Origin of the sequence: Cellvibrio sp. OA-2007 (genome assembly GCF_000953825.1) — a bacterium.
Classification (GTDB): domain Bacteria; phylum Pseudomonadota; class Gammaproteobacteria; order Pseudomonadales; family Cellvibrionaceae; genus Cellvibrio.
Genome location: NZ_BBUL01000084.1, coordinates 49,177 through 73,967, shown reverse-complemented (window position 1 = coordinate 73,967; position 24,791 = coordinate 49,177). Strand labels below are relative to the sequence as shown.

Genomic DNA, 24,791 nt, shown 5'->3' with positions numbered 1-24,791 from the left:
CGTTTGAGCCTACCCCGCCCCTGTGAATGACGCGATTTTGATCAGCTCCGCGCTTTGAAATCCTGCAGGCGCACGCCCACGGCAAACAGGGCGACGAGATAAACCGCAAAACCCGCCACACAGACAACCGCGAGGCGCAAGATTCGCTCCATCACCCCCCAGTCCGACCAGAGATTCCAGAGCAAAAGAAAGCCGAGCAATACCGCCACCATCGCCAGATTGGCGGCGCCGTAGCGCAACCACAGCTTTGGCCAATTAGCGGCGGGATGATAAACCCCTGCTTTGCGCAGGCCGCGATAGAGCAAATAGGCATTCACATAGGCCGCCATCGCCGTGGTAAACGCCAAACCGACATGGCCTAAGCCCCAGAGCATGACCAGCGGTATCACCACCAGCGGCTTCATCAGCATATTGGCGACAATCGCGATAATGCCGATGCGCACTGGCGATTTCATATCCTGCCGCGCGAAATAACCGGGCACCAACACCTTGATCAGCATAAAAGCGAACAACCCCAGCGCATAGGCTTTGAGGCTATAGGACGACATCAAGATGTCTTCCGCCTTCATCTCCCCGTGATAAAACAGGGTGTAGAGAATTGGCTCCGCCAGAATGATCAGCGCAAGCGTGGCAGGCAGGGCGATAAGCACCACAAAGCGGATCGCCCAATCGAGCATCTGGCTAAACTTTTCGCCCGATTGCGCCGCACTCAAGCGCGACAACCCCGGCATAATTACCGTCGCAATCGCCACACCAAATACACCCAGCGGCAGCTCCACCAAGCGGTCGGAGTAAAACAGCCAGCTCACCGCCCCGTCGCCCAACATGGTGGCGATGATTGAATCCAACAACAGATTGAGTTGGCTCACCGACACTCCAAACAGCGCAGGCGCCATCAATACGAGAATGCGTTTAACGCCGGGGTGTGACCAATCCAACTTGGGCGATGGCAGCAAATGAATCTGGCGCAAAAACGGCAACTGGAACAGCAGCGAGAAGATGCCCGCTACCACAATACTCCACGCCAAAGCGTAAGCGGGATTAGGGAAAAAATCGGCAACCAACAGCGCGGCCGCGATCATAAACACATTGAGAAAAACCGGCGTAACCGCCGGAATGGCAAAGCGGTCGTAACTATTTAAGATCGCACCGGCAAATCCGGTCAGCGAAATCAGCATCAAATAGGGAAAGGTGATGCGCACCAGATCAGTTAAGAGCGAAAACTTCTCTGGCTCATCGGCGTAACCATAACCAAACACATAAGCCAAACCGACCGCACCCACCACACCAATCACTGTCACCAGCAGCAGAATCGAGCCGAGGCAGCCAGCCACTTTATCCACCAGCTCTTTGACGGCGGCCTGCGTGCCCTTCTCGCGATACTCCGACAACACCGGAATAAACGCCTGCGAAAACGCACCCTCAGCAAACAAGCGGCGGAAAAAATTGGGAATCTTCTGTGCAATCGCAAACGCATCCATCGCACCGCCCGAGCCCATCACGGTTGCCAGCACTATATCGCGCGCCAAACCGAGCACCCGCGACGTCATAGTCATAGAGCCAGTCAGCAAGCTGGAGCGCAGCAGGCTTCTCGGTTTGGTCGGTTTTTCGGGGGATGCAACGGGAGGCAACTCGGAGTCAGACACGGCAAATCCTGCGCGGGTAAAAGATGCGGCATTATCCAACGTCTCCCCCTCAGGGGATAGCCACCCAGCACCAGATCACCAGAAAAACAAAAAAGAAAGTTGACATTAATCGCACTGCAGAATACTGTACATAAAAACAGTAACAACACTTTCGAGGATTTACACAATGGCAGTAATCGCCGTTTGGCTATGTGATCGGGATGGCAGCATGTTTGAAGATAAAAAAGTCGCAGAAGAGCACGATAAGTATCTGGAACTGGCCGCCAATATCACCCAGTTAATTGAAGACAATATTCCCGGCATCGACGAACAATACAGCGAAGCGATTGGTATTTTGCTGGCGCAGCGCCGCGAATTACTCGCCAAAGCCTGCAAAGGCAAGCCCGATGAATTATTGCAGCCCTTCACTTATGAAAAGCCTGCAACCCTGAACAGCAAAACTGCCGCCACCACGGAGAAGGACAACTAGGTAGCGGGAGTTTCTGTAAAACCGGTGCGCCCACATCACACCGGTGCCGTTAATGGCTGCCCACACAGCCATTAACAATTGCAAACAACTGAATCACCACTCAGTGGTTTGTACGTGTGTTTAGGTGTGCACTCTGAATACTTGAATAACTACTCCCCAGCAGTTGCTTAATTGTTCAGTTGCACACCTGCTTCCAATCACTTATCCCTGCCCAGCTGTCAGCCACCGCTGAAGCAGGCGATAAGCTGCTTTCACCACCGCACCTACTCCTCCTTAGGGAACCTCAACGGGTGCGGTGGTTTTTTATTTATGCCCATGTAAATAGCCAGCAAGCGGCGTGCAATTACACATGGTTAAGCTAAAGTTAGTGGAATGCAAACCAGAAGGGGGTCACTAATGCTACAGACTGGTAAACCACTTGGTGCCCAGCACGCCACCTTGGTATTGATATTTTTCTTGGCATGCCTTTCATTAGAAACCTCAGCAAAAGACTTGCGCGTAGTACAGGGCGATAACAGCATAGAAACCTATGCCAGAGGGCTGCTAACACTCGCGCTCAGCAAACTGCCAGAAAAATACGAAGTGCAGCAAACCATCCCCAGCAACAGTGAGGAGCGCATGGTCAGCATGCTTATAGACAACCAACTAGAGGTTGTCTGGTATGCCACCACCAATGATCTGGAGGAGCGCCTGCTGCCCATTCGAATCCCCATCTATCGCGGCCTATTGGGCTACCGGATACTAATGATTAAAAAAGGCACCCAACACAAATTTGATGGCATTAAAACCAAAGAGGATTTAAAACGGGTATCGCTCGGACAAGGGCGCTTTTGGGCAGACACTAATGTACTGACCGCCAACAATCTGAACGTTGTAAAGGTACTGAAATACGAAGGGCTGTTTTATATGCTCGATGGCGACCGTTTTGACGCCTTCCCTCGCGGCGTTCATGAACCCTTTGCAGAGATGCAGCGCTACCCCAAACTCGCACTCGATGTAGAACAAAACCTACTGGTGTCTTATACCAACCCATTTTATTTTTTTGTAAACAAAAACAATCACAAATTAGCACAAGATATTGAGCGTGGCCTGCGCATAGCAATTGAAGATGGCAGTTATGACAAGTACTTTTTTAACGACCCAACGGTCAAAGATGTGATCAATAAAGCGAATCTGAAAAACCGGCGCATTATCCACTTGGATAATCCATCACTGCCTAAAAACACACCATTGGATGATAAGTCGCTGTGGTTCGACCCCTACTCAATTGAATAACCCGACGTAGCGCACAAAACAAAAAACCATCGTAAATCTGTCATCCAATCAGCAAAATAGTTTCACATTGGCGCGATAGGGTTGGCTGGACATCCACCAACCCAACCACTACGGAGGCTTTTATGTTGCGCCGATCCCACCTACTTTACGGCTTTACTCTATTTACTTTATTTATATCCGTTACCGCCTGCGCTTACGGAGACCGCGACGACCAGCGCTACAAAAACGACGATAGAAATGCCAGTATTCAACTGGGCCCTCGCCCGTTTTATTTAGTCGATGATATGGACGAAAGTCCACTCAAGAAAAAACTGCAAAGCTGCATCAATAGCCCGGTGAAAAAAACCAACTTCTCTATTGGGCACCGCGGTGCACCGCTGCAATTTCCCGAGCACACCAAAGAATCTTACGAAGCCGCGGCGAAAATGGGCGCAGGTATTGTGGAGTGCGATGTCACCTTCACCAAAGACAAACAATTGGTATGCCGCCACTCACAGTGCGATCTGCACACCACCACCAATATTCTCGCCACACCACTCGCCAACAAATGTACACAAAAGTTTTCACCCTTTGATCCGGTGAGCGGCAAAGCGGCCAGCGCCAATTGCTGCACCAGCGACATCACCCTCGCCGAATTTAAAACCCTGCAAGGTAAAATGGATGCATTTAATCCCAAGGCAACCACGGTTAATGAATATCTGGCTGGCACCGCCAACTGGCGCACAGATTTATACGCAAGCAAAGGCACGCTACTGACGCACGCCGAAAGTATTCAGCTGTTTAAAAAGCTCAATGTAAAAATGACACCGGAATTAAAATCTGCCAGCGTGCCCATGCCCTTTGAAGGCACCTACACTCAAGCCATGTATGCGCAACAAATGATTAATGAATACAAAGCCGCCGGTGTTAAAGCGCGCGATGTCTGGCCGCAATCATTTGATATTCAAGACATTCGCTACTGGATCAAAAACGAACCGGAATTTGGCAAACAAGCCGTGTATCTGGACGATGCCAACACCATCGCCGATTTGCCAACAGCCGCAGAATTGCAAATGTATGCAGACGAAGGTTTCAACATTGTTGCCCCACCGATTTGGGTACTGCTGGCGCTGGACAACAACAATAAAATCATCCCTTCTGAATACGCTCGCAACGCTAAAAAAGCCGGATTAAAAATAATCACTTGGTCATTTGAACGCTCAGGCCCACTCAAAAATGGCGGCGGCTGGTACTACCAAACCATCAACCCAGCAATTAACAACGATGGCGACATGATGGACGCCCTGCATGTATTAGCCAAAGACGTTGGCGTAGTAGGCATTTTTTCTGACTGGCCAGCAAGCGTGAGTTATTACGCTAGCTGCATGAATTTGAAATAATAACAAATGATAAAAATAAAAAGCCCCGCTCATCGCCGATGAGCGGGGCTTTTTATTGTCAACCTATGATCTACATCGCCAAAAATGCGTATCACTAGCAAACGATGTAGGTGACAAAATGAACAACAACACAACACTCACTCAGACCGACATATCGCGCATTATTGAAATGGCTTGGGAAGATCGCACCCCCTTTGAAGCCATAAAAACACTTTATGGTTTAGGGGAGCCAGACGTGCGCATTTTGATGCGACGAGAGTTAAAACCTTCATCATTTCGCCTCTGGCGCGAACGAGTGAGCGGCAGAAAAACCAAACATCTGCAGCTTCGCTCATCAGAGATCAATCGGGGCTACTGCCCTACACAATACAAACGCTGAACCGATCAGAGCGAAGCTCTAATTCTGCAACAAGGTTTCCAAGCACTGCTCGGTAATTCCATAAAACGTTTTGATATCTGCAATCTGTTGCAACACTTCTCTATTGTCGCGCTGCGTTTTGCGCTTTTGGGCGAGGATCATTTTGTTTTTGCTGGTGTGTTCGAGAGAGATAAATTCAAATACCTTGGTGTCGTAGCCGTGAGCTTCCAACAGCAGGGCACGCAAACCGTCGGTAATCATCTCGGCTTCTTGGCCTAAATGGATGCCGTGTTGTAACAGCGGCGCAAGCAGCGCAGGGCTTTGCAGTTGCGGGCGAATTTGTTTGTGGCAACAGGGCGAGCACATAATAATCTCGGCGCCGGTGCGAACCCCCATATTGAGTGCGTAATCAGTGGCGATGTCACAGGCGTGTAGCGCAATCATAATGTTGATGTTCTGCGCGGAGAAATGTTGCACATCGCCCTGCTCAAATTTAATCCCGGTGAGCGATAATTTCTGCGCGGTTTGATTGCATAAATCCACCAAGCCTTGACGCAGCTCTACACCGGTCACTTGCGTATTCACCCCAAGGTTTGCGCTCACATAATCATGTACCGCAAAGGTCAAATAGGCTTTGCCTGAACCAAAATCAGCGATGTGCAATTCATTACGTTTATCCAAACCGGTTTGTTGAATTGCGGTGGATAAGACTTCAATAAATTTATTAATTTGTTTCCACTTGCGCGACATAGCCGGAATAATCTGGCTATTGGCATCGGTAATGCCCAGCTCGCGCAAATAGGGGCGATCCTGCTCTACATAGCGCAGCTTGGTGCGATTGTGCGATTGTTCTACTTGAGAGTATTTTTGATCGCCCGCAGCCGGCGAGTTTTTATTGCGATTTTTATTAAGCAGCACCTTGCCTTTTTTGCTAAAACTCAACTGGATTTCCCAGTCGTCGCTAATCATATGCGCATTGTGAAAATCACTGCCCAGCAATTGTTGCAACAGCGCCAGCGCATCGTCGAGCGCGAAATTTTTGGTCACATGATTAGTGCGATACTCATATAAAAACGATAAAAGTTTTTGTTCTTTAATCTGCACCGGGCGAATAGTAATGCGATTTAATTCCGCTTCGCTGCCCTTATATTTGGATAACACCAAGCGCTGCAGCGCACCTACAGCAAACGCCTGTCGGCATTCTGTATAAAATTTTTCTAGCTCACTGGTTGATTCAATATTGGGCCGATCGCTCGTCATAAACACACTCTTGATTCACTCACAAAGATCGGCCAATGCCGATACTGCCGTCGGAAATTCAAATTGAAACCCGGCACTGAGCAAATTATGCGGGATAACCCGCTGCCCTTCCAATAATAAATCGGCCTGCTCACCTAATAGCCCGCGCATTACAAATGCGGGGGTTGGAATGATACAGGGACGATGTAACACCGCTGCCGCTTGCCGACTAAATTCCAACTGCCTGATAGCCTCGGGAGCGGTGAAGTTATAAACCCCACCGCGCGTTTGCGGCACTACCGCCGCAGCAAAATGCATGCGGCATAAATGCGCAATGCCACGCAACAAATCACGTACATGAATCCACGACATCCATTGCTGGCCGCTGCCCAATTTTCCGCCTGCACCTAATTTGATCGGCAAGAGCATCATCGGCAGTGCACCTTGGCGGCCGAACACCACACCAAAACGCAGAATATCAACCGTCACACCATAATCCCGTGCACGCCCCGCTTCGGCTTCCCATTCCTGGCAGAGTTCCGACATAAAAATCGCTTGCGGCGCGCTGGTTTCGCGCAACTCAGTATCATCACTCTGAGGTTGAATACCGTAATAACCAATCGCAGAGGCCGATAACAACAACTGCGGCTTGTGCTCCGCTTGTGCAATCCAATCCACCACCGATTGCGTTACCGCGATACGGCTCGCGCGCAATATTTTTTTGCGCGCCTCGCTCCAGCGCCACCCTAAAATGCGCGCACCGGCTAAATTCACCACAACATTTAACGGAAAATCGGCGGGCAATTCGTGCATCGCAGTAATAGCGCTTACTTTGCCATCAAACAATTTATTCGCCGCGACGGGGCGACGCGTTAGTACCACCACTTGATGACCATCGGCGAGCAGTGCACGCACCAACAATTGGCCGATAAAACCGGTAGCTCCAGTGACTAATACACACTGACTGGAATCACTAAAATGCAGTGCTGATGACTGAGCTTTGCTGGTCATAAGTATCTCCCGCTATTCCAAAAATCGTTTTTGATAACCCTCGGGTGGTAATGCGCAATGATCGTAACGACCAAATAATCGATACCTGTTGCGCGCAATAAAATGGTAGCCACCATCGCGCAGGCGCTTGGGCAGCCAACGCATGAGTGCCAGTATCGACCAGGGAAAAGGCATGGCCGCCATAATGGCGATAATTGCATCGCTGCGCGTGAGACAAGTGCCGTTGTGAATCAGCAGCAGCGTGTCGTATTGATCTAACGGAAAATCATAATGCGCTAACAACGCCTGCCCCTGTGGCGACTGCACCGAGCAGAGCTTAAAGCGCTCGCGCCGATCAAAGCGCAAAATAAAACGGCTCCAGTGATTACACAGCTTGCACACCGCATCAAATAAAATAATGCGGTCTTGCGGATCAATTGCAGGCAGCTGCAGATTAGTCATCATTACCTCTTGAATTTATCGACCAACACGTCGATCAATCAGTGCCAGACAAATCGCCGCAGGCACTATTGCCACAATCGCGCCCAAATCGACCCACAGATGCGACCACATTGACTGCCGCAAAGAAATAACAATATCCTGCGGTGCCCACCAGAGTATGGCAAAACCCAACACGAGCCAAATCAACGAGTCGGCGTAGCGATTGCCCAGATACACCAGCAACAACATAAACAGCGAAAATGCCTGCAAGGTGGCGCCAAATAATTGGAACCACCAATGTTGTAAACCAATCAGCTGCGATGGCTCAGCCAGCTTAAAGCTGGCGACAGCCTGCTGGTGATAATACGCAAGCCATGGCGATTCAGCCCACCACGTCATCACAATGCCCGCAGCTAGATGACCCAGCGCTACCCCATACAACCAGCGCACCAGCCAGACACGCTTATCGGCATTAACAAATTTCATTCATTTCTCTCTTGACCAAAATCAAATCATTCTGTAATTTCAGAATATACTGAAATTACAGGAATTCCAACATGTCAGAAAAACTCACCCCGATGATCCAATCCTGCATTCTTCACTTTGGCGAAATGGGTAGCCGCTGGGGGATTAACCGCACGGTTGGGCAAATGTACGCCCTATTAGTGCTGAGTAAAGAGCCGTTATGCGCCGATGACATCACCGAGGCACTGAGCATCTCCCGCTCCAATGTAAGCATGGGGCTGAAAGAATTAATGTCTTGGGAATTGGTGAAACTCCAGCATCGCCCGGGCGAGCGCAAAGAATTTTACTCAGCGCCGGGCGATGTGTGGGATATAGCCAAAACCTTAATTGAGCAGCGCCGCAAACGTGAGATAGATCCAACCTTATCAACGCTGCGCAATTTATTGATCGAAACACCGGCCAACGCCGAAGAAGAATACGCACAACAACGCATGCGCGAAATGCATGAGTTGATTGAAATGCTCACGCTCTGGACGCAAGAAATCCAACGCCTGGATTCCGCCCAGCTCGGCAAATTACTCAAGCTGGGCAACAGCATCGGCAAAGTTTTGGATATGAAAGACCGCCTGCTCGGCACTACCAAAAAAGACGCTACAAAGTGACGTAGGTTGGGGTGAGGAACGAACCCCAACATAACAATCTCATCACTCGCACCACCAACATCAACGAAGCAATTTGCATTCACCCTCAAAAGGATTTTTATTTTTTAATCGAGTTTTTATCGAGGTAGCTAAAATGCTCGAACCATCTGTCATAGACACCCTCATCCTCTCCCGCATTCAATTCGCCGCGAATATTTCATTTCATATTTTATTTCCGTCCATCTCCATCGCCATGTGTTGGTTTTTGGTGTATTTCAAACTGCGCTACAACGGCAGTGGCGATGATGTGTGGATGCGCGCCTATCGTTTTTGGGTGAAAGTATTTGCACTGACATTTGCACTGGGCGTGGTGAGCGGCATCACCATGAGTTTTCAATTTGGCACCAATTGGCCGGGCTACATGGAAACTGTCGGTAATATCGCAGGGCCACTGCTCGGCTATGAAGTGCTGACCGCATTTTTTTTGGAGGCTACTTTTCTAGGCATTATGTTGTTTGGCATTAATCGCGTATCCAATCGCATGCATACCATCGCCACTTTTTTGGTGGCCTTCGGCACGACTATGTCAGCGTTCTGGATTATTGCACTCAACAGTTGGATGCAAACGCCAACGGGCTTTGAAATGCGTGATGGCAAAGCGTTTCCGCTGGACTGGATAGAAATTATTTTTAACCCGTCCATGCCATATCGTCTGGCGCACATGTTGGTCGCCTCGGGCTTGACCGCTACATTTTTAATTGCCGGTTTATCGGCTTATCGCATTTTAAAAGGCGATCACAAACCCGCGCCGCGTCTCGCACTAAAAACAGCGGTTTTTGCCGGCGCGATGCTAATTCCGCTGCAAATTTTATTGGGCGATATGCACGGATTAAATTCACTGCATCACCAACCGGCAAAAGTCGCCGCAATTGAAGCGGTATGGCACACCGAAAAAGGCGCGCCGCTGGTGTTGTTTGCAATTCCCGATAAAGAAACCCAAAGCAATAAATTCGCCATTGAAATCCCCAACGTGGCGAGTTTGATTCTCACCCACCAACTGGATGGCGAAATCAAAGGTTTAAATGAATTTCCCAATGCCCATCCGCCGGTTGCACCGCTGTTTTACGGTTTTCGCATTATGGTGGCGATGGGCATGTTGATGCTGGCGGTATCCTGGTGGGGTGTATTTATCTATTGGCGCAAAAAAGAAATACCGCCCCTGCTATTAAAAATTTTTGTCGGCATGACATTCTCCGGCTGGATCGCCACCCTCGCCGGATGGTACGTCACTGAAATTGGTCGCCAACCCTGGCTGGTCACCGGCGTATTGAGTACCGCCGATGCCGTCACCAAAACACCAGCGGCTAACGTGGGCACTTCGCTGGCGATTTATTTAACACTCTATGCGGTGCTGTTATTTGCCTATGTGCGCACGCTATTTTTAATGGCGAGAAAATCAGTATTGGTCGATCGCCCGGAAGAAGTGGAAACACTGCAAGAAAAATTAATTGACGCGCAGACTGCGCACTAACCGAGGCCGCGATCATGACAGACATTACTCAACTAACCGGCCAAGCATTTTGGTTACCGGTTATTTTTATCGGCCTGATGGGATTGGCATTTTTTATTTACGCGATTCTGGATGGCTATGATTTAGGTGTCGGGATTTTATTACCCCACGATTCCGAAGCGCAGCGCGACCAAATGATCGCCAGTATTGGCCCCTTTTGGGATGCAAATGAAACCTGGTTGGTGCTCGGCATAGGCATTTTGTTAATCGCCTTTCCCAGTGCGCACAGTTTAATTTTATTTCACTTGTATTTACCCGTAACCGCTATGCTCGCGGGCTTAATTTTGCGCGGCGTCGCGTTTGACTTTCGTGCTAAAGCACCAGAAGACCACAAAGCCCTGTGGGATAAAGTATTTCAAGCCGGTTCACTGCTCGCGACACTCGCACAGGGTTATATGCTCGGTTTGTATGTGATGGGTTTTGAACAAAGTTTTGCCGCTCATGCCTTTGCTGCACTCAGCGCCATTTGTGTGACGGCAGGCTACAGTTTTATTGGCGCCGCATGGCTGGTAATGAAAACTGAAGGTGAATTACAAAGACGCGCCGCCTGGTGGGCGCGCCGCTGCGCCTGGTTGATGACACTGGGCATTATCGCGGTATCAATTGTGAACCCACTGGTGAGCGATACCATTTTTAATAAATGGTTTGGCAGCTCACTGTTTATTATTTTGCTAATGATTCCGGTATTTTGTTTTGTACTGCTCTTTATTGTTGATCGCTACCTACGCCTATTTCCCTACCCCAACGATTTTGGCTGCTGGATTCCGTTTGCATCGGCCATTTTTATTTTCCTACTGAGCTTTATCGGTTTGGCCTATAGCTTTTTGCCGTACGTAGTGCCCAACCGCTTGGATATCTGGCAATCCGCCAGCGCACCAGAGTCTTTAATGTTTATTTTGTATGGCGCCGCCGTGGTATTACCCACCATTATTCTCTACACGATTTTTTCCTATCGCGTATTTTGGGGTAAAGCGACGCAGCTGAAGTATTACTAAGAAACCATAAAAATTGCGCCCTACCCTCATCAAAATAGGGCGCAATTTGAAAACATTAAAAAGGAAACGCAATCGCTCGGCCAAGTCCGGTTGTTGGCATAAATCCTATACAAAATATTTGTGTCACCAGATAAATAGGGACACCCCATTTAAAAACAGAATGCACTGCGTTGAATCTCAAACGGTCTATTACCACTGGCGTTAGCCATAATATATAAGTCGTCAATAAAGTTAACAGCGTACCATCAATAGGGATAACACCAATAAATGCAATGCGCGTGATGGAAGCAGGAATCATAGTCAATGTCGCCATCAGCATAAAGCGCTTATGCAGGTGCAATTGTTTGCGGTAAAAAAATCCCAAGCTGCATAAAATAATGAAAGCGATAAATGTATGCAAAACACCCCAGATCAAACTAATTCTTGAATACAAAAACCCTGCATCCCAATTTGGATTATAGGCACTCATTGCGCCATAAAGTATTTGCGAACCACTAATAATTAACGCAGCAAGTAAAACCAAACTGCAATAGCCTAACTGTTTATGAACTGCAGTTTTCTTGAGAAATACCAAATTTGACTGAATGGCAAATACGACAAACCAAGCTAAATACACGACGCCATGCACTACAAAAGAAGTCGGGACACTCGCTGGAGCAGTGGAAAGCTTGAAATAATGTGGAAGCATTGTTATAAAAATAACCACCAGCAATAGCAGCGAAAAACCTCCATAAATCGGCTGCGCGATAAACTGGCTTTTTTTGGCTTTGTTGAGGTCGGCGGTAGAAGCAGGAGGCAGAGAGTCCATGTTGTTATCCTTTTTGGTTAAATGCCAACCAAAACTAGCACCGTACCACTACACGCGACATAACAACACCGTAAAATAATCCTTAAACAGCCAAATCTATAAGGACGCGTTTACTTTTGCCGCGCGATAACCTGTATACGCACCGTGCGGGTTGCCAAGTGTACTTCACGCAAGAAATAGGCAAGCCCTACCACCAGGGTTAGCGTTGCAGCAGTAAACAAAAAGCTAATCACCCATTTAAATTCTACCTGCAACATTACCTGTAAAAAAATGACTGCCACAACGGTACATACAAACAAGGCCGAACAGGTACAGGCGGTAATAGCTAAACTGGCATAACGACGCCGCCGTTCAAGACGACTCAATTCTTTTTGAAAGATATCCGGATTATTTTCAAAATGTGGTGGCAACTCCTGTTCAGTAAGGCTCCGCCCACGATCGATAATACGCGCAAGACGCCCTGCCATTACATTTAACAAACCGGCAATACCGGTAAGCAAAAATACTGGCGCCAGTGCAAGCTGGATGGCGTGCGCGACATCGCCAAAATTCATTACTACATCAGCCATAAATCTCATCCATAAACTTCAAAAAATAATTTTTTGCCGATCAAATAATCGCGCTATTTCTAAGCTTTATGCCGCTTAATCGCCTGCTGTAATTGACTCAAGGTTACACTGCGGGCGAGGGCCTGGCTTTTGCTGATGTGTTTGGTCATGGCTTTGCGCGCCTGGGTTTTATTTTTGTCGCGGATTAATTGGCAAATCGCAAAATGTTCTTCGCAGGTTTCTATTACCGATTGACGGTCGGGAAAACCCAAACGACGCAAAATACGAATATTGTTGTTGATATCGCGCAGATAATTAGCGAGCACCGGATTGCCGCTGCCGATGGCGATACCTATGTGAAATGCCTCTTCCCGCGCTTTGATTTCTTCCATATCCAATTCGTCATCCAATCGTTCTGCATTCCAATCTTCCTGCAATGCATCCAGATCTTCATCGTCCATATGATTGCAGGCGAGTTCGACGGCGCTGGCTTCGAGCATGATGCGCACATCGTAATATTGGCTGATGGTTTCAATATCCACCGAGCGCACAAAACAACCCTGCTTGGGCATGATGGTGATTTGGCCTTCAGTCTCCAAACGCTGTAATGCGGCGCGTACCGGGGTGCGGCTGACTTGAAAATCCTCGGCGATTTCCGATTCAGTCAGGCGGGTGCCGGGGTAAATTTCAAAATCGATAATCTTTTTTTTGAGCTGGTCATAGACCAGTTGCGCAGCGGATTTTGGGGTGGTCAAAAGAAGATGCTCCGTCGGTTAAACCGATGACTAATCGTGCGGGGCAAGCCCCCTGTTAATCCATGGTAGGCGAGGCTCCAGCCCTTGTAAACCAGCCCACCACCGCACTCAAGCGGTGCAGCAGCTAGCTGCAAAGCATTGCTTTAGTGCTGGGCAAGTGCCGAACCTCGCGTTTTTTAACCCGTATCACCGCCCTAGCTCCAGCGAAAACCATCAATATTTCATCAACTTAGGATCTCACCCAGCGTTTATTTTTTAAGCTGGCACAGCTAATGCTAAACACATCGTTGTATACAACATTGTTTACAAAAAATCCCAAAGACCACCAGTGAGGATATCGCCATGCCCCAGTTGCCCCCGCTAACGCGCCGCTGCACCACTGTGTTTGCCAGTTTATTGATTCCGCTCGGCCTGACAGCAATGCAGGCTCAGGCAGATGCCCGCTGGAGCAGCACCAATTTGCAGTACCACTATGGCACTGAGTATGAGCTGGGCGATGAGGAGCGCAGCCTGATTACGCTGGAGCATGCCAGCGGCTGGAAATACGGCGACAACTTTTTCTTTGTGGATATCACCAACCCCGACCGCACCGGAGAACTGACCCAAACCGGTTTTTATGGCGAGATTTCCCCGCGCCTGAGCTTTGGAAAAATGACAGGCAAAGATTTATCGGCAGGCATTATTCAGGATGTTCTGATCACCACCACCGCCGAAATAGGTGAAGGATTTCACACCTATCTGTACGGCTTGGCGGTGGATCTCAAGTTGCCCAAATTCAATTTTTTCCAGATTAACTGGTATGCGCGCAACGAGGTCAGCTTCGGTACTGATACCGGCCAGCAAATCACTCTGGCATGGGGTATGCCCTTTGCTATTGGCAAGGCGAAATTCAGCTTTGAAGGTTTCTTCGATTACGCCTGGGATGTAGGCCCAAGCGAGGACAACATCATCACCCAACCGCGCCTGCTGTTAGATGTAGGCTCGCTGATGGATTCACCCGGTGTATTTCAGGCGGGCATCGAATACCAGATCTGGCGCAACAAGTTCGGCATCGATGGTGTTGATGAAAACTTTCCCGAGTTGATGGTGAAGTGGATTTTTTAAGCCGAATGTGAGGTTCACCCATGATCAGCCTGAGCGCACACCCCGAAGCAATTGATCTCGACCTGAGCCGCTCCGCGCTGGTGATTATCGATATGCAGCGCGATTTTCTCGAACCCGGTGGTTTTGGCGCGAGCTTAGGGAACGATGTGAGCCTGCTGCGCTCAGCCATCGCACCCTGCCAAACACTGCTCGCCGCCGCGCGCGCGCTGGGCATGTTGGTTATTCACACCCGCGAAGGGCATTTGCCGGATTTAAGCGATGCCCCGCCCGCCAAGGTGATGCGCGGTAAACCGGAGCTGCGCATTGGCAGCCTCGGGCCTATGGGGCGGATTCTGATTCGCGGTGAACCCGGCCACGGGATTATTCCGGAGCTGGCACCCATCAAGGGCGAAATCATTATCGATAAACCCGGCAAAGGTGCTTTTTATCGCACTGAACTGGGCGATGTGCTGAAGGAGCAGCGCATTGAAAACCTGCTGGTATGCGGCGTCACTACCGAAGTGTGCGTGCATACCACGGTGCGCGAGGGTAATGACCGGGGCTATCGCTGCATTGTCATCAGTGATGCCTGCGCCTCCTACTTCCCCGAATTCCACCGCGTTGCCTTGGCCATGGTGTCAGCGCAGGGCGGGATTTTTGGCTGGGTGAGCGATAGTGCAGCGGTGGTTGCCGCGCTCTCATCCGAACACTCCGTCAGCATGTCATAACCAGTTTTAGATCCTTGCTAGCCCACATTACAAACAGGAGCGGACAAGACCATGAATAGCACCATCAACACAGCGGTAAAACTCTGGAAACCGGGCGACTGGAATGCCCTGTTTGGTTTTGGCACCAATATTTTGGTAAATCTGCTGGTGCTCACCGCACTGCTGCGTTTTGTACTGCAGATGCCGGACGACATAGTGTTTGGCCGCATCCTGCCCGCCGTGGGGCTGATGATGTTTCTCAGCACCAGTTACTACGCCTACCTCGCCTACAAACTCGCGCAGCAAACCGGGCGCACCGATGTCTGCGCCCTGCCTTCGGGCATCAGCGTGCCGCACATGTTTGTGGTGGTATTTGTGATTATGCTGCCCATCAGCCTCACCACCGGCGACCCGATCAAAGGTTGGGAGGCGGGCTTGACCTGGGTTTTTGTGCAGAGTTTTGTGTTGATGATCGGCGGCTACATCGCGCCCTACATCCGCAAAATTACCCCGCGCGCCGCCTTGCTTGGCACGCTTGCCGGGGTGTCGATCGCGTTTATTTCGCTGCGCCCCGCGCTGGAAATGTTTATGACCCCGGTGATCGGGCTGGTCTGTTTTGCAATTATTTTATTGAGCTGGTTTGGCGGTGTGCGCTACTTTAAAGGCATACCCGCCGGGCTGGTCGCCATCGCCGTGGGCACCTTAATCGCCTGGGGCTCTACTGCAATCGGCCTCAACTTTGGCGGCCTCTCATTGGCAGGCCTCACCCAATCGCTCACCAGTTTTGGTTTTTCCGTCCCGCTACCTGCAGTTGACCACGTATTTTCCGGCTTTGAATTTATTGGAATCATTCTGGTGACGGCAATTCCCTTCGGTATCTATGACTTGGTTGAAGCCATGGATAACGTCGAGAGCGCCGCAGTGGCGGGCGATAGCTACCCCACTACCCGCGTACTCACCGCCGACGGCGTAATCAGTTTGATCGGCTGCTGCATGGGCAACCCGTTTATCAACGCGGTTTATATTGGCCACCCCGGCTGGAAATCCATGGGCGGCGGTATTGGTTATTCGGCAGTGACGGGAATAGCGGTGTTAGTGTTGTGCTGGCTGGGCATTATCGCGGTGTTTTCCTCGGCGATTCCGCTGGTCGCCATCTCGCCCATCCTGCTCTACATAGGCATGCTGATTGGCTCCCAGGCTTTTCAGGAGACACCCAAATCTCACGCGCCAGCAATTATTGTGTCGCTTATGCCGCACCTCGCCGCTTGGGGCAAATTGCAAATTGATAATGTGCTCGGCGCCGCAGGCACCAATGCTGCCGCCGTGGGCTTGGATAAGCTCGCGCAAAACGGCGTGCTCTATGAAGGTTTATCGGTATTGGGCGGCGGCGCCATTCTAGGCGGCTTGATGCTCGGGGCGATTACCGCATTTATTATCGACCGCAGTTTTGTGAAAGCCGGGCTGTTTGCCTGCGCCAGTGCCGCGCTGACCTTTTTCGGATTAATGCACGGTGAGGAGATTGGCATAGCCGAGTCACCCACAGTTGCTTTCGCTTATCTTGCAGTGGCCGGGGTGTTATTTGCGTGCGCAAAATTCAGCGTGGTATCCAGCATCGCGCCGCAAGAAAACCATGCGACCGATGTTATCGAGCCCGCGCACTAAGGAGCCATCATGACGATTTATTTGGACAGCACACCTTACCCATGGCCTTATGATGGCGACCTGCGCCCCGACAATACCGCGCTCGTTATTATCGATATGCAAACGGATTTTTGCGGCAAAGGCGGTTATGTAGATAGCATGGGTTACGACATCAACCTGACCCGCGCGCCGATTGAACCCCTGCGGAAATTATTACCGGCGATGCGCGCCGCCGGTTTTCATATCATCCACACCCGCGAAGGCCACCGCCCCGACCTCGCCGATTTGCCCGCAAACAAACGCTGGCGCTCGCGCCAGATTGGCGCGGGCATTGGCGATGATGGCCCCTGCGGAAAAATATTGATTCGCGGTGAACCCGGCTGGGAAATTATTCCTGAACTTGCGCCCATCGCGGGTGAAGTGATTATCGACAAACCCGGCAAAGGTTCTTTTTATGCAACCGATTTGGAAATGGTTTTACACACCAAAAAAATTCGCAATTTAATTCTCACCGGCATCACCACCGATGTGTGTGTACACACCACCATGCGCGAGGCAAATGATCGTGGATTTGAATGCGTATTGCTCAGCGATTGCTGCGCCGCGACCGACCCCGCCAATCACCAAGCAGCACTTGCCATGATTCATATGCAAGGCGGCGTATTCGGCGCCGTCGCCAGCTCAACCGATTTACTCGCCGCACTGGAACGCCAGGAGTAACACATGGAGGAACACGCAGGAAAAAAATTGGTGTGGGAAAATGTAATGTCGATGGATTTTGATGCGCACACTTTGAATTGGCAGGGCTTTCGCAAAGGAGTGGACATGCTGCCCCTACACGGGGATCCAGCACAAGGATGTTCCTGCGCCCTGCTCCGCTACCAACCCGGCGCGCACATTCCCCGCCACTTGCATGTGGGTATGGAATTTTTATTAATCCTGCGCGGCAGCCAACGCGACGAACGCGGCCACTACCACGCAGGTACTTTTTTAATTAATCCCGCTACCAGCAGCCATGAAATTTTCAGCGAGGAAGGTTGCGTGGTGTTAGCGGTGTGGGAGAAGCCGGTGAAATTTATTAACGCTGCTGAATGAATCTCAGCCTTGCCTGTTTTTTCCGCAAGATATTATTAAAAAGGCGATTTTTTTGGCATTCAATTTAATCCCCCTACAAATCAAAACCGCCAGCATCGCCTTTAAATGGTTTGCTTATCGCCCTAAGAAAAATGGAAATCGCCCTGAACGGAATATCAACGATAAAATCCAACACATCCAACACTACCGATGAGTCATCCCTATCGTCAGGCTTTGGTTTAATATAATGAGCCACAACGAAACAAAGCAGAGATGAAACCAAAATAATAAGGTCAAATCCAGCTGAACATAAATCCCAGACCAGATAGATCCCAAGACAAAACAACAGCACCGCCAAAAATAACCTTAACTCATTAATCATCCATTTATTCCTTGTCACGTTGGAAAAAGCATCTCACACATCGCGGCAACGTTCAGTCAGCAACCAGTGTCGGCACTTGCGTAGGTTTCCGGTGAGGAACGAACCGCAACATAACATTGCTTCAGATAGCGATTCAAAACCTTCACGTAACCAATCGATAGACAATCAATACCTAAATTAAAAATGCGATGGCAAAGAAAATCCCAGAGCTTCGCATTTCAGCCCCAACACACTGCACTTGGTAATTTCCAATTACTAAATTCAAAATGTAGCACACGTCTATTACTTGGCTCAGAGCTCTTACTAGAAGCATGTAGCAAATGTGGGCGCATTATAAGAGCAGCACATTTTTCAGCCTCACAATAATGGGCCTTTTCGGAAGCAACCACTTCGTTTATTTGATCAGGATTTAATATACCTAATTTGTAGCTGTTTGGAATAACTTTTAAACAACCATTTTCTTTCGGTGTTGAATCTAAATGAATGCGTATGGTAACCATGCCCTCTAGAACAGCCAAAGGAGGCTGAACATGCAGAGTATTTTCTTTTACACTCCAAGCTCCCCAACCAGGCTCCTCAAATTTACTTGAAACAGCGACTGTTTTATCTTGGTGCCAAGTTACAAACCAATTTGATTGAGGTGATTTATTGAAAAGTATCGCCCTTACTAGTTGGGCACTTGCAGGAATAAAGGCGCATGCTTTTTCCTTAAACTCAATAGAGTTGAGATATTCAGCTACCGTTTTCAATTTTCTATTGATATTTCTAACGCCACCAACCTCAGTTGAAACTGCTGAAGCTTCTATTTCGTTAAGAATTGTGGAACGCCAATTTTCTGAAATGAAGTCTTTAACAATTTCACAGCCATCTTCAAAAAATTGCACAATCTTCATTCCTGATTAAATGTGACGTTGCGATAAATGGAGGTTTTTAAATTGCGACTTTCCCATAAAGTGGAGCTAAACAAAGTGGCAAAAAACAATTTAAAAACCATCTTTTTGATTGCTCTTTAGGCCCTATGCCATTGAGTGAAAGCCAATTAAATTTCCCTCAGTGTCACGTGCTAAAGCGCAGAACCCGTGCTCACCAATAGATGTTTTTTCTTGGAATAAGCTGCCGCCAAATTTTTCAGCTCTAGCTGCCTGTATGGCGCAGTCATCACACCCAAAATAGACTAACGTTCCGCTGCCACCAGGTTCAAAACCTTCCATTTTAACAAGCATACCTCCAGCACCATAACTGCTCATAGGCGCCTCTTTATCCATTGGGAATGCCCACATTTCCATGTCCATTTCTGGAATTGGTGATTGAATTTGTTCAAGCGTAATATCAAATATATTTTCGTAAAACGCTTTCGCTCTTTCAATGTCATGAACATAAATTTCGAAGTGAACAACCGGATTGCCTTTCATTTTTACTCTCCTATTGGTGGATTTTAATGAGCCTAACTACCGAGCGCCGAAGGCGCGGTGCTTGAGCTTGTTATGCCTGCTTTTCAAGTGCGCTTTTAATTGCTTTTTGAAAGCCACCAAACATTTCATATATGTCAATTTCTATGTCGTCTTCTACTCTTTTTGATACTGCGGTTCTAGGAAAAACTAGAGTGTTTGTGTTGAGCCAGCGTAACGCGGGATCACGACCAAAATCGTCATCTACTGCAACCCAACTTAACTCTTGCACTTCTTGCTCAAGTGCGTCACCAAAGCAAACACCTAGCGCTTGAAGTTTAAAATTTTCTTCTTTTAAAACCCACTTATTGTCAATAATAGTTTGGATTAGCGACAACTTGAATGAAAGTTCTTCATATTGTTGCGGATCATCAAAGTGGCCAAAAAGCCAATTCCGGTATTCCGCGAGCAATTCCAAGTCGGTCTCATCCAGTGGTTCAATTTTTTGATTCACTACACTCTTTCCCTTGCATAAGTCCGCGATAAAAACCGGTTCATTGCCTTGTTAGGATTTTTTTTTGCTTTTGGCTTTTGCTACACGAAATAGACCCAAAAAACCAAAAACTAGAAAAACAGCACCAAGATATGACATGAAGTCTTGATGTTTATATAGACCGAAACCCAAAAATAAAATACCCAGCACTATATGAAATATTTCGCCGGATCCTAAGCCAACACTTTTTATGAGGGTGGTACTCTTTCCTTGCATTGACTTGGAGCTTTCAATCATTTCATCAAGTTCTATTGCATTCTTTTCACAGCGACTTAAACATGCGATACCATTTTGTACTTCCGAACAGCAATTTTTACAGATTCCTCGTTGGCATGATTTGCATATTCCGCATGCGGGCGTGCCGTTATGATAAAAACATTCCATAGTGATTTCTCTTTTTTTCCTAACGTTGCGTTCACCTGCGAATTGTAAGTAGCGCGTGCGGTAAACTTCGCGCAGAGATACCGCATAAGCGCTACTTACAATTCGTCAGGTGAAATGCATTGTTAATAGTGTAAAATTACAGACAATTTTTCGCATTTTTTCTTTCGTTGGTATGATCCGGATATGAACCAATTAAACAGCTTTGGTTATAGTTTAGACCCGCATCTAGCATTTTGAATACTACTTCCTTTTTTTCATTCAATTCAAAATATGGAATATAGGAGTGACCTGCTTTAGCTTCAAACTCAATTTTTCCGTTATAAAAAGACCTATAATCTCCTAGCATTTTCGAGTTTCCAGAAACACTTAAAATGTGGTTTCCGGGTAATACGTGAGCCCTCTCCAATTAGGCATTGGATTGCCATTAACTAGCATCGGAATCTGATAGTCATCAATGAAATGCACACTAACTCCCTTCACATTGCCGTCAACCGCTATTGACGCAACTTTTTCAATAGGAAGAATTTCCCCTGAATATGCAATAAATTCTTTTGGTGGCATAACTGTCACACAACCAGAGAAAAATAATGCAATAATTATAATTTTATATTTCATGTGAACTTCCTTTAATTAACAGTTTATTGAACGGCCCAAGCCGTATATTTAAGGAACCAATCTATTTTATATTACCGAAACACACATAACTATTAATAAGCTAGGGTAATGTTAGAAACAAAGTCGTAGATACACGGTTCAATAAATTCGGAAATATACGGCTGGCCCAACTTAGAACCCGAACTTCCGCTTTGGCCACACTACCGACCTTCAACTAGCGCATCACAAACCCAATTTATTATCGGAAAAATTATTTATTTTCCACTACGCGCAAAAACAAGCGAGGGTGATAGGGGTGGGGGAATAACATGCTTTATCAATCCATCATCCATAGCAGCCTGACCGTGTTTCCAAACTTCCGTAACGCGATTCCTTCGGCTGCTGGTACTGCTGTGGTCATTCCTATGACGGGCGCCGCATAAGGTATGCGGTTTTATGTGTGGAATCATATTACAACTTATTACGGGGTGCGCAATATAGCTGTGATGGAGGTACCGGGTATTGCGTGGAGGTTTTGTATGCAATCAACTATAAGTACATTCCGGGTTTAGCACAATCGAACCAGAACAATTCACTCAAGGGAAAATCCATGCGCTTAAAAACTCTCGCTAGCCTGCCTTTATTCGCGTTACTCACTAGCTGTTATTACTTGCAGAGCACATCCATACCAATAAAAACAATCCACTATACACAAAGTGCTGAGCAAGCAGATAAAAGTACACGGCAATTGATGGTGTTATTGCCAGGCATTGGCGATAGAGCGGGTGTATTTGATAAATATGGCGTGATTGATGCGATTCACATTATCAATCCAAATATGGATGTCATTGCGGTAGATGCACATTTTAAATATTACGAGGCGCGAACCATCAATGATCGATTGCGCCAAGATATTATTAAGCCCGCACTTGATGCAGGGTACGGTGCAATTTATTTAGGTGGAACTTCTCTGGGCGGGTTTGGCTCACTGCTTTATTTAAAGCAGCATCCCAACGACATTGACAAAATATTTATTCTTGCACCCTACCTAGGCGATGCGCAGGACTACAATTATTTACTTGAAAATACAGCGGCACCACAAGTGCCACGAGATGTGAATTTGTGGCCCTGGTTGATACAACTGCCAGACGAAACAAAAAATAAAATTTATCTCGCCTATGGCATCAATGATAAGTTCGCCATTCCCAATGGGTTGTTGGAAAAACAACTACCACCAGAGCACACAGTGACGCAAACAGGCAAGCACAATTGGAAAACCTGGGCACAATTATGGCCGCGCCTGCTGGAAAAGCCGAAGATGTTGGCTGATTAGAAATTACTGATACACCAGTGCGAACTAATCACACTGGTGTTAGCTAAAACCAAAACGAAAAATACAGGCGAATCACATCAGCCTGCAAACTATAGAGTGGTTCTTCACCTGCGGCGTAGTCGGTGGGAGATACGCGGGCATCGCGGAAATCGTCGTAATCTATATTGAAGTGATCCCAATACAAATTCGCAGTGCTCTTATCAAACCAGGGAATAACACCCGCTGGAATTTTATAAGTCACGCCCAACCCAATGGTGTTGGATGAAAAAGGGCTTAGCTCTTTGTCGCGCGCTAAAAAGTTTTGTGCATCGCGGTAGGGAAATAAATCAGCGTAAAAATCTGCTGCGGTTTGTTGATAGACGCGGTACTTCACTTCAAACAACCACTGATCGCGGTAAGGGTGCAAATAGCGCAGCTCAACATTGTCCGCTTCGATACCCCAGCTATCGGCAAATTGCCGCGCTTCTATGCGCACCGATGCGCGGTAGGGCAAATAATAAATCGCGCGTAAACCGAGCGCATCGCTATTGCGAGTATGCGGATAGAGTTCCGATTGATATAAATAGCCGCCAGTACCACTCAAATAGCGCACCGAACGATAAGGGTTATTCAAACAACTTTGCTCTTGTGTAAGGTTTAAACACTGGTCGCTAACACTGTCAAAACTGAGTGATGCCAATAAATTTTTAGTGACGATTTGCGATGCGTTGATACTGTACTTGCGCCGCTGCAAAGTGCGTTCGTAAGTCGGGTCAGTATTTTGGCCGACAATATCTTCACCAAAACTGACACCAAACCCGAGCGTGGTGAGATCACCAAAAAAACTTTGATCAACACCAAAGCTGTAAGTTGATGCATCGTAATCATTTTCTTTACTGCTGGTATAGCCAATATTGATGGTTGAGCGGTCCACCATGTATTGGCCGGTAAAACCAGTCTCTTTACGCTCCTCACTGTAAGGGCTGGCCGTTGCTTCCACATCGATTGAGGCGCTACTCACCATATCGACATAATAATTAGCGGAAACCGATACCGAAGTACCTATGTTTTTGCGCACTAAAATAGAAGGGCCATCAATTTGCGCACCGCCGCCATCATAACCGTGATAGAGCAGATCTATGCGCTCGTCAGGCAATACGGCCGCATACGAGTTAGACGTGATGATTACAAAAAAAGATATAAGTAAAATATAGATATTGGATTCCCGCATACGCGCGAATGACAAGGATGGAAATTTAATTACAACCACAGCCACCTCCCGATGCGCCATCGCCACCGCGTGCTGCTTCGCGCGCGTCGTACACGTGATGCAAGTAGGAATCTGCCGCCGGGTCGCGCCCGAAGCTCATGATTTCATCGGCGATTTTTTGCCGTTCATAGGGCTTTACCCAAGGCTTGATCGGGCTACAGGCAGCCACACTAAACAACAGTGCAATTAACAGCAGACGACGCAGGATCATTCTTTTATTAGCTCGCGAATTTGTGCACGGTATTTATCTTCATCACCCGCTTTGTACCCGCGATTGACATAGCGAATCACGCCTTTTTTATCGATCACCACAGTAGTGGGCATAGCGTCCACACTATACAAACTGCTCGCTTTGCTTTCGGTGTCGTACAAAATGGGGAAGGTCACACCCAATTCTTTAATTAATTTTTTTGCGTCGGTATTGTCTTCTTCTACGTTCACACCATAGAGCACAAAACCGGCGGCACTGTAGCGCTTGGACATATCATCCAGCAGCGGCATTTCTTTGCGGCAAGGGCCGCACCAGGACGCCCAGAAGTTCAACATCACCACCTGCCCGCGCTGTTCGGCCAAACGCACATTTTCACCGGTGCTGCTTTGCAGGGTGAAATCGGGCGCGGAATTGGCGCTGGCATTGAGCGACAAGATTGCACCAAACACAAATGTGCCGATTAACGCCAGCGATTGAAAATATTTTTTATTACTCATAAATATAACTCACATAACCTGATCGATATGCATATCGTCATTCCCGTGCAGCGGGAGCCGAAGACCAGCGCAGCTAATCCATAGGTCTTGTTAACAACTGGATCCCCACTAGGCGG

Annotated in this window: 31 protein-coding genes; 13 read left to right on the top strand and 18 right to left on the bottom strand. The window is 48.0% G+C overall.

What is annotated here, in order from left to right; genetic code table 11:
• Positions 1-41 precede the first annotated feature (41 nt).
• Complete coding sequence (gene murJ / locus AWU77_RS07370) at positions 42-1,646, bottom strand: murein biosynthesis integral membrane protein MurJ (RefSeq protein ID WP_062061117.1); 1,605 nt, start codon at positions 1,644-1,646, stop codon at positions 42-44.
• A 166-nt stretch (positions 1,647-1,812) separates the two neighbouring features.
• On the opposite strand from murJ, the gene AWU77_RS07365 reads away from it, so the two are divergent.
• The 4 genes from AWU77_RS07365 (at position 1,813) to AWU77_RS07350 (ending at position 5,148) form a co-directional block, all read left to right on the top strand.
• Complete coding sequence (locus tag AWU77_RS07365; protein WP_062061003.1) at positions 1,813-2,115, top strand: YebG family protein; 303 nt, start codon at positions 1,813-1,815, stop codon at positions 2,113-2,115.
• Positions 2,116-2,511: 396 nt separating this feature from the next.
• Positions 2,512-3,390 (top strand): transporter substrate-binding domain-containing protein, encoded by an 879-nt coding sequence (locus tag AWU77_RS07360; protein ID WP_152625301.1) that lies wholly within the window; start codon positions 2,512-2,514, stop codon positions 3,388-3,390.
• 122 nt (positions 3,391-3,512) lie between these two features.
• Entirely contained in the window at positions 3,513-4,769 is a 1,257-nt protein-coding gene (locus tag AWU77_RS07355; RefSeq protein ID WP_062060999.1) for a glycerophosphodiester phosphodiesterase family protein, read from the top strand.
• Positions 4,770-4,887: 118 nt separating this feature from the next.
• Positions 4,888-5,148: a TIGR03643 family protein gene (locus AWU77_RS07350; protein ID WP_062060996.1), complete on the top strand. Its 261-nt coding sequence runs from the start codon at positions 4,888-4,890 to the stop codon at positions 5,146-5,148.
• Positions 5,149-5,166: 18 nt separating this feature from the next.
• Here AWU77_RS07350 and AWU77_RS07345 read toward each other — a convergent pair whose 3' ends face one another.
• From AWU77_RS07345 to AWU77_RS07330, 4 genes are read right to left on the bottom strand one after another with little or no spacing between them, the layout of a single operon-like run.
• Positions 5,167-6,387 (bottom strand): SAM-dependent methyltransferase, encoded by a 1,221-nt coding sequence (locus AWU77_RS07345; protein WP_084618175.1) that lies wholly within the window; start codon positions 6,385-6,387, stop codon positions 5,167-5,169.
• A 15-nt stretch (positions 6,388-6,402) separates the two neighbouring features.
• The gene (locus AWU77_RS07340) at positions 6,403-7,377 is read right to left on the bottom strand and encodes a TIGR01777 family oxidoreductase (RefSeq protein WP_062060993.1); all 975 of its coding nucleotides are present in this window, start codon (positions 7,375-7,377) and stop codon (positions 6,403-6,405) included.
• A gap of 12 nt (positions 7,378-7,389) precedes the next feature.
• A complete protein-coding gene (locus AWU77_RS07335) occupies positions 7,390-7,818 on the bottom strand; it encodes a thiol-disulfide oxidoreductase DCC family protein (RefSeq protein WP_202966633.1) in 429 nt (142 codons plus the stop codon).
• Positions 7,819-7,833: 15 nt separating this feature from the next.
• Positions 7,834-8,283: a hypothetical protein gene (locus AWU77_RS07330; protein WP_062060986.1), complete on the bottom strand. Its 450-nt coding sequence runs from the start codon at positions 8,281-8,283 to the stop codon at positions 7,834-7,836.
• Between the two features lie 71 nt (positions 8,284-8,354).
• Here AWU77_RS07330 and AWU77_RS07325 point away from each other — a divergent pair, with 71 nt between their 5' ends.
• From AWU77_RS07325 to AWU77_RS07315, 3 genes are all read left to right on the top strand, one after another.
• On the top strand, positions 8,355-8,924 hold the full coding sequence (locus AWU77_RS07325) for a GbsR/MarR family transcriptional regulator (RefSeq protein WP_062060983.1): 570 nt from the start codon (positions 8,355-8,357) through the stop codon (positions 8,922-8,924).
• Between the two features lie 133 nt (positions 8,925-9,057).
• Positions 9,058-10,434 carry a cytochrome ubiquinol oxidase subunit I gene (locus tag AWU77_RS07320; protein ID WP_062060980.1) on the top strand — a complete coding sequence of 459 codons (1,377 nt, stop codon included), beginning with the start codon at positions 9,058-9,060 and terminating at the stop codon, positions 10,432-10,434.
• A 14-nt stretch (positions 10,435-10,448) separates the two neighbouring features.
• Positions 10,449-11,468 (top strand): cytochrome d ubiquinol oxidase subunit II, encoded by a 1,020-nt coding sequence (locus tag AWU77_RS07315; protein ID WP_062060977.1) that lies wholly within the window; start codon positions 10,449-10,451, stop codon positions 11,466-11,468.
• A 55-nt stretch (positions 11,469-11,523) separates the two neighbouring features.
• Here the strand turns inward: AWU77_RS07315 and AWU77_RS07310 are convergent, their stop codons facing one another.
• From AWU77_RS07310 to AWU77_RS07300, 3 genes are all read right to left on the bottom strand, one after another.
• Complete coding sequence (locus AWU77_RS07310; RefSeq protein WP_062060974.1) at positions 11,524-12,276, bottom strand: hypothetical protein; 753 nt, start codon at positions 12,274-12,276, stop codon at positions 11,524-11,526.
• A gap of 110 nt (positions 12,277-12,386) precedes the next feature.
• Positions 12,387-12,845, bottom strand: a complete 459-nt coding sequence (locus AWU77_RS07305) for a DUF2721 domain-containing protein (RefSeq protein ID WP_062060971.1) — start codon at positions 12,843-12,845, stop codon at positions 12,387-12,389.
• A gap of 59 nt (positions 12,846-12,904) precedes the next feature.
• Positions 12,905-13,579, bottom strand: a complete 675-nt coding sequence (locus AWU77_RS07300) for a GntR family transcriptional regulator (protein WP_062060968.1) — start codon at positions 13,577-13,579, stop codon at positions 12,905-12,907.
• 342 nt (positions 13,580-13,921) lie between these two features.
• Here AWU77_RS07300 and AWU77_RS07295 point away from each other — a divergent pair, with 342 nt between their 5' ends.
• Genes AWU77_RS07295 through AWU77_RS07275 form a run of 5 tightly spaced genes read left to right on the top strand, consistent with a single transcriptional unit; the run spans position 13,922 to position 18,105 of the window.
• On the top strand, positions 13,922-14,683 hold the full coding sequence (locus AWU77_RS07295) for an outer membrane protein OmpK (protein ID WP_062060965.1): 762 nt from the start codon (positions 13,922-13,924) through the stop codon (positions 14,681-14,683).
• A gap of 20 nt (positions 14,684-14,703) precedes the next feature.
• On the top strand, positions 14,704-15,390 hold the full coding sequence (locus AWU77_RS07290) for a cysteine hydrolase family protein (RefSeq protein ID WP_062060962.1): 687 nt from the start codon (positions 14,704-14,706) through the stop codon (positions 15,388-15,390).
• A 51-nt stretch (positions 15,391-15,441) separates the two neighbouring features.
• On the top strand, positions 15,442-17,031 hold the full coding sequence (locus AWU77_RS07285) for a hypothetical protein (protein ID WP_062060959.1): 1,590 nt from the start codon (positions 15,442-15,444) through the stop codon (positions 17,029-17,031).
• A 9-nt stretch (positions 17,032-17,040) separates the two neighbouring features.
• Positions 17,041-17,730: a cysteine hydrolase family protein gene (locus AWU77_RS07280; RefSeq protein WP_062060956.1), complete on the top strand. Its 690-nt coding sequence runs from the start codon at positions 17,041-17,043 to the stop codon at positions 17,728-17,730.
• A 3-nt stretch (positions 17,731-17,733) separates the two neighbouring features.
• Positions 17,734-18,105 (top strand): cupin domain-containing protein, encoded by a 372-nt coding sequence (locus tag AWU77_RS07275; protein ID WP_062060954.1) that lies wholly within the window; start codon positions 17,734-17,736, stop codon positions 18,103-18,105.
• Between the two features lie 73 nt (positions 18,106-18,178).
• Here the strand turns inward: AWU77_RS07275 and AWU77_RS07270 are convergent, their stop codons facing one another.
• The 7 genes from AWU77_RS07270 to AWU77_RS07240 all read right to left on the bottom strand — a co-directional run bounded on the left by AWU77_RS07270 (position 18,179) and on the right by AWU77_RS07240 (position 21,406).
• Positions 18,179-18,466, bottom strand: a complete 288-nt coding sequence (locus AWU77_RS07270) for a hypothetical protein (protein ID WP_062060951.1) — start codon at positions 18,464-18,466, stop codon at positions 18,179-18,181.
• A gap of 218 nt (positions 18,467-18,684) precedes the next feature.
• Positions 18,685-19,350: a phytanoyl-CoA dioxygenase family protein gene (locus tag AWU77_RS07265; protein ID WP_238582336.1), complete on the bottom strand. Its 666-nt coding sequence runs from the start codon at positions 19,348-19,350 to the stop codon at positions 18,685-18,687.
• A gap of 132 nt (positions 19,351-19,482) precedes the next feature.
• Positions 19,483-19,878 carry a VOC family protein gene (locus AWU77_RS07260; RefSeq protein ID WP_062060945.1) on the bottom strand — a complete coding sequence of 132 codons (396 nt, stop codon included), beginning with the start codon at positions 19,876-19,878 and terminating at the stop codon, positions 19,483-19,485.
• A gap of 70 nt (positions 19,879-19,948) precedes the next feature.
• The gene (locus AWU77_RS07255; protein WP_062060942.1) at positions 19,949-20,368 is read right to left on the bottom strand and encodes a DUF3806 domain-containing protein; all 420 of its coding nucleotides are present in this window, start codon (positions 20,366-20,368) and stop codon (positions 19,949-19,951) included.
• 51 nt (positions 20,369-20,419) lie between these two features.
• Positions 20,420-20,791, bottom strand: a complete 372-nt coding sequence (locus AWU77_RS20340) for a hypothetical protein (RefSeq protein WP_152625300.1) — start codon at positions 20,789-20,791, stop codon at positions 20,420-20,422.
• A 136-nt stretch (positions 20,792-20,927) separates the two neighbouring features.
• Positions 20,928-21,137: a hypothetical protein gene (locus AWU77_RS07245; protein ID WP_062060935.1), complete on the bottom strand. Its 210-nt coding sequence runs from the start codon at positions 21,135-21,137 to the stop codon at positions 20,928-20,930.
• Positions 21,138-21,157: 20 nt separating this feature from the next.
• Positions 21,158-21,406: a hypothetical protein gene (locus AWU77_RS07240; RefSeq protein ID WP_062060932.1), complete on the bottom strand. Its 249-nt coding sequence runs from the start codon at positions 21,404-21,406 to the stop codon at positions 21,158-21,160.
• A 589-nt stretch (positions 21,407-21,995) separates the two neighbouring features.
• On the opposite strand from AWU77_RS07240, the gene AWU77_RS07235 reads away from it, so the two are divergent.
• Positions 21,996-22,718 carry an alpha/beta fold hydrolase gene (locus tag AWU77_RS07235; RefSeq protein WP_152625299.1) on the top strand — a complete coding sequence of 241 codons (723 nt, stop codon included), beginning with the start codon at positions 21,996-21,998 and terminating at the stop codon, positions 22,716-22,718.
• A 43-nt stretch (positions 22,719-22,761) separates the two neighbouring features.
• On the opposite strand, the gene AWU77_RS07230 is transcribed toward AWU77_RS07235, so the two are convergent.
• From AWU77_RS07230 to AWU77_RS07220, 3 genes are read right to left on the bottom strand one after another with little or no spacing between them, the layout of a single operon-like run.
• Positions 22,762-23,928: a DUF3570 domain-containing protein gene (locus AWU77_RS07230; protein ID WP_084618181.1), complete on the bottom strand. Its 1,167-nt coding sequence runs from the start codon at positions 23,926-23,928 to the stop codon at positions 22,762-22,764.
• 25 nt (positions 23,929-23,953) lie between these two features.
• Complete coding sequence (locus AWU77_RS07225) at positions 23,954-24,178, bottom strand: DUF4266 domain-containing protein (protein ID WP_062060926.1); 225 nt, start codon at positions 24,176-24,178, stop codon at positions 23,954-23,956.
• Positions 24,175-24,675 (bottom strand): TlpA disulfide reductase family protein, encoded by a 501-nt coding sequence (locus AWU77_RS07220; protein WP_062060923.1) that lies wholly within the window; start codon positions 24,673-24,675, stop codon positions 24,175-24,177. Before AWU77_RS07220 ends, AWU77_RS07225 begins: the two co-directional genes overlap by 4 nt.
• Positions 24,676-24,791: the final 116 nt, after the last annotated feature.

Bases quoted from the DNA above. Each gene is read 5' to 3' on its own strand.
- AWU77_RS07365 (WP_062061003.1), top strand. From the start codon at position 1,813: ATGGCAGTAATCGCCGTTTGGCTATGTGATCGGGATGGCAGCATGTTT.
- AWU77_RS07360 (WP_152625301.1), top strand. From the start codon at position 2,512: ATGCTACAGACTGGTAAACCACTTGGTGCCCAGCACGCCACCTTGGTA.
- AWU77_RS07355 (WP_062060999.1), top strand. From the start codon at position 3,513: ATGTTGCGCCGATCCCACCTACTTTACGGCTTTACTCTATTTACTTTA.
- AWU77_RS07350 (WP_062060996.1), top strand. From the start codon at position 4,888: ATGAACAACAACACAACACTCACTCAGACCGACATATCGCGCATTATT.
- AWU77_RS07345 (WP_084618175.1), bottom strand. From the start codon at position 6,387: ATGACGAGCGATCGGCCCAATATTGAATCAACCAGTGAGCTAGAAAAA.
- AWU77_RS07340 (WP_062060993.1), bottom strand. From the start codon at position 7,377: ATGACCAGCAAAGCTCAGTCATCAGCACTGCATTTTAGTGATTCCAGT.
- AWU77_RS07335 (WP_202966633.1), bottom strand. From the start codon at position 7,818: ATGACTAATCTGCAGCTGCCTGCAATTGATCCGCAAGACCGCATTATT.
- AWU77_RS07330 (WP_062060986.1), bottom strand. From the start codon at position 8,283: ATGAAATTTGTTAATGCCGATAAGCGTGTCTGGCTGGTGCGCTGGTTG.
- AWU77_RS07325 (WP_062060983.1), top strand. From the start codon at position 8,355: ATGTCAGAAAAACTCACCCCGATGATCCAATCCTGCATTCTTCACTTT.
- AWU77_RS07320 (WP_062060980.1), top strand. From the start codon at position 9,058: ATGCTCGAACCATCTGTCATAGACACCCTCATCCTCTCCCGCATTCAA.
- AWU77_RS07315 (WP_062060977.1), top strand. From the start codon at position 10,449: ATGACAGACATTACTCAACTAACCGGCCAAGCATTTTGGTTACCGGTT.
- AWU77_RS07310 (WP_062060974.1), bottom strand. From the start codon at position 12,276: ATGGACTCTCTGCCTCCTGCTTCTACCGCCGACCTCAACAAAGCCAAA.
- AWU77_RS07305 (WP_062060971.1), bottom strand. From the start codon at position 12,845: ATGGCTGATGTAGTAATGAATTTTGGCGATGTCGCGCACGCCATCCAG.
- AWU77_RS07295 (WP_062060965.1), top strand. From the start codon at position 13,922: ATGCCCCAGTTGCCCCCGCTAACGCGCCGCTGCACCACTGTGTTTGCC.
- AWU77_RS07290 (WP_062060962.1), top strand. From the start codon at position 14,704: ATGATCAGCCTGAGCGCACACCCCGAAGCAATTGATCTCGACCTGAGC.
- AWU77_RS07285 (WP_062060959.1), top strand. From the start codon at position 15,442: ATGAATAGCACCATCAACACAGCGGTAAAACTCTGGAAACCGGGCGAC.
- AWU77_RS07280 (WP_062060956.1), top strand. From the start codon at position 17,041: ATGACGATTTATTTGGACAGCACACCTTACCCATGGCCTTATGATGGC.
- AWU77_RS07275 (WP_062060954.1), top strand. From the start codon at position 17,734: ATGGAGGAACACGCAGGAAAAAAATTGGTGTGGGAAAATGTAATGTCG.
- AWU77_RS07270 (WP_062060951.1), bottom strand. From the start codon at position 18,466: ATGATTAATGAGTTAAGGTTATTTTTGGCGGTGCTGTTGTTTTGTCTT.
- AWU77_RS07260 (WP_062060945.1), bottom strand. From the start codon at position 19,878: ATGAAAGGCAATCCGGTTGTTCACTTCGAAATTTATGTTCATGACATT.
- AWU77_RS20340 (WP_152625300.1), bottom strand. From the start codon at position 20,791: ATGGAATGTTTTTATCATAACGGCACGCCCGCATGCGGAATATGCAAA.
- AWU77_RS07245 (WP_062060935.1), bottom strand. From the start codon at position 21,137: ATGCTAGGAGATTATAGGTCTTTTTATAACGGAAAAATTGAGTTTGAA.
- AWU77_RS07240 (WP_062060932.1), bottom strand. From the start codon at position 21,406: ATGAAATATAAAATTATAATTATTGCATTATTTTTCTCTGGTTGTGTG.
- AWU77_RS07235 (WP_152625299.1), top strand. From the start codon at position 21,996: ATGCGCTTAAAAACTCTCGCTAGCCTGCCTTTATTCGCGTTACTCACT.
- AWU77_RS07230 (WP_084618181.1), bottom strand. From the start codon at position 23,928: ATGCGGGAATCCAATATCTATATTTTACTTATATCTTTTTTTGTAATC.
- AWU77_RS07225 (WP_062060926.1), bottom strand. From the start codon at position 24,178: ATGATCCTGCGTCGTCTGCTGTTAATTGCACTGTTGTTTAGTGTGGCT.
- AWU77_RS07220 (WP_062060923.1), bottom strand. From the start codon at position 24,675: ATGAGTAATAAAAAATATTTTCAATCGCTGGCGTTAATCGGCACATTT.